General features: G+C 53.2%; 2 tRNA genes and 1 rRNA gene (1 of these 3 cut by a window edge). All 3 read right to left on the reverse strand.

What is annotated here, in order from left to right:
* Positions 1–2101: ribosomal RNA gene (locus tag ACZLIF_RS20165) — 23S ribosomal RNA — on the reverse strand (it extends 780 nt beyond the left edge of the window).
* Between the two features lie 223 nt (positions 2102–2324).
* Positions 2325–2401 (reverse strand) — tRNA-Ile (locus ACZLIF_RS20170).
* Positions 2402–2419: 18 nt separating this feature from the next.
* A tRNA-Ala gene (locus ACZLIF_RS20175) sits at positions 2420–2495 on the reverse strand.
* Positions 2496–2500 lie beyond the last annotated feature (5 nt).

The following is a 2500-nucleotide window of genomic DNA, read 5'->3' on the forward strand; positions in this document are numbered from 1 at the left end:
CACCTATCCTACACAGACGAACTCAACGTTCAGTGTAAAGCTATAGTAAAGGTTCACGGGGTCTTTCCGTCTTGCCACGGGAACGCTGCATCTTCACAGCGATTTCAATTTCACTGAGTCTCGGGTGGAGACAGCGCCGCTGTCGTTACGCCATTCGTGCAGGTCGGAACTTACCCGACAAGGAATTTCGCTACCTTAGGACCGTTATAGTTACGGCCGCCGTTTACTGGGGCTTCGATCAAGAGCTTCGCCTTGCGGCTGACCCCATCAATTAACCTTCCAGCACCGGGCAGGCGTCACACCCTATACGTCCACTTTCGTGTTTGCAGAGTGCTGTGTTTTTGATAAACAGTCGCAGCGGCCTGGTTACTGCGACCCTCTTCAGCTATAGCTCGCACGAGCCACCAAAAAGGGTGCACCTTCTCCCGAAGTTACGGTGCCATGTTGCCTAGTTCCTTCACCCGAGTTCTCTCAAGCGCCTGAGAATTCTCATCCTACCCACCTGTGTCGGTTTACGGTACGGTCTGCGTAAGCTGAAGCTTAGGAGCTTTTCCTGGAAGCGTGGTATCAGTGACTTCGCCTTAAAGGCTCGTCTCGGTGCTCGGTCTTAAAGGATCCCGGATTTGCCAAAGATCCAAACCTACCGCCTTTCCCCGGGACAACCAACGCCCGGTACACCTAACCTTCTCCGTCCCTCCATCGCACTTACGCGAGGTGCAGGAATATTAACCTGCTTCCCATCGACTACGACTTTCGTCCTCGCCTTAGGGGCCGACTCACCCTGCGCCGATTAACGTTGCGCAAGGAAACCTTGGGCTTTCGGCGTGCGGGTTTTTCACCCGCATTATCGTTACTCATGTCAGCATTCGCACTTCCGATACCTCCAGCAGACTTCTCAATCCACCTTCGCAGGCTTACGGAACGCTCCTCTACCGCGCATAACAAAGTTATGCACCCCAAGCTTCGGTTCAGTGCTTAGCCCCGTTAAATCTTCCCCGCAGACCGACTCGACCAGTGAGCTATTACGCTTTCTTTAAAGGGTGGCTGCTTCTAAGCCAACCTCCTGGCTGTCTGTGCCTTTCCACATGGTTTTCCACTTAGCACTGAATTTGGGACCTTAGCTGTGGGTCTGGGTTGTTTCCCTTTTCACGACGGACGTTAGCACCCGCCGTGTGTCTCCCATACAGTCCGTCTCGGTATTCGGAGTTTGCAATGGTTTGGTAAGTCGCGATGACCCCCTAGCCATAACAGTGCTCTACCCCCGAGAGGATACATATGAGGCGCTACCTAAATAGCTTTCGAGGAGAACCAGCTATCTCCGGGTTCGATTAGCTTTTCACTCCTAATCACACCTCATCCCCTACCTTTGCAACGGGAGTGGGTTCGGGCCTCCAGTGCGTGTTACCGCACCTTCACCCTGGGCATGACTAGATCACCCGGTTTCGGGTCTACTGCCCGCGACTATGCGCCCTTATCAGACTCGGTTTCCCTTCGCCTCCCCTATACGGTTAAGCTTGCCACGAACAGTAAGTCGCTGACCCATTATACAAAAGGTACGCAGTCACTCCTTGCGGAGCTCCTACTGCTTGTACGCACACGGTTTCAGGTTCTATTTCACTCCCCTCTCCGGGGTTCTTTTCGCCTTTCCCTCACGGTACTGGTTCACTATCGGTCGGTCAGTAGTATTTAGCCTTGGAGGATGGTCCCCCCATGTTCAGACAGGGTTTCACGTGCCCCGCCCTACTCGTCTTCACTGGAATGGCCCTTTCAGATACAGGGCTGTCACCTTCTATGGCCGCTCTTTCCAGAGCGTTTTCCTAGAACCAATCCAGCTTAAGGGCTAGTCCGCGTTCGCTCGTCGCTACTGACGGAATCTCGGTTGATTTCTTTTCCTCTGGTTACTTAGATATTTCAGTTCACCAGGTTCGCTTCCAGCAGCTATGTATTCACTGCAGGATACCCGCAAGCGGGTGGGTTTCCCCATTCGGACATTACCGGATCAAAGCTTGTTGCCAGCTCCCCGATACTTTTCGCAGGCTGCCACGTCCTTCATCGCCTCTGACCGCCAAGGCATCCACCGTGTGCGCTTATTCGCTTGACCATATAACCGCAAGTTGCCTTGGGTCATACCTGATCCAGGGGTACAAAGCCTGGATACGAATATAACGACTCAATCAATAAAGAGACTTTCGTCTCTCGCCTTAGCCTCACGACACGTCTGATAGAACATCTCAAACGCTCGCTACGTCACAAGTTTTAAAAGAACACGTACCGGCCACAGTGCCGATGCGTATAAAGATCGAATGTATGCGTCATTCAGAGAATGGTGGGTCTGGGAGGACTCGAACCACCGACCTCACCCTTATCAGGGGTGCGCTCTAACCACCTGAGCTACAGACCCAAATGTCTTACTCAAACGTGGTGGAGCCTGTCGGGATCGAACCGACGACCCCCTGCTTGCAAAGCAGGTGCTCTCCCAGCTGAGCTAAGGCCCCAAAAG

It is taken from the genome of Stenotrophomonas sp. 2201_Sma (genome assembly GCF_056486685.1).